This is a genomic window from Klebsiella sp. K47, assembly GCF_051858335.1.
GTDB classification, from domain to species: Bacteria; Pseudomonadota; Gammaproteobacteria; order Enterobacterales; family Enterobacteriaceae; genus Klebsiella; species Klebsiella pneumoniae.
In genome coordinates, this window is record NZ_JBPYUI010000325.1 from 1 (window position 1) to 231 (window position 231).

Annotated in this window: 1 pseudogene; it reads right to left on the reverse strand. The window is 48.5% G+C overall.

The annotated features are described in order from the left end of the window. Window positions 1–231, reverse strand: a pseudogene (locus tag RRF55_RS28235) (putative ABC transporter ATP-binding protein YbbA); the annotation flags it as partial.

The following is a 231-nucleotide window of genomic DNA, read 5'->3' on the forward strand; positions in this document are numbered from 1 at the left end:
CAACAAACTCAAAGCGCGTTGCTCCGCTTCAGCGAAGTTAAAGGATGCATGAAGCCGTAACGGCAGCATCACATTTTCAACAGCAGTCAGGTGTGGCAGCAGTTGAAAGGACTGAAACACAAAGCCAATATGCTTCAAACGCACATTCGCACGCTGTTCTTCGTTGAGCTTGGAGATACTTTCACCACAAACGATTAGCTCACCACCGCTAGCCTGATCTAAGGTCGCCAA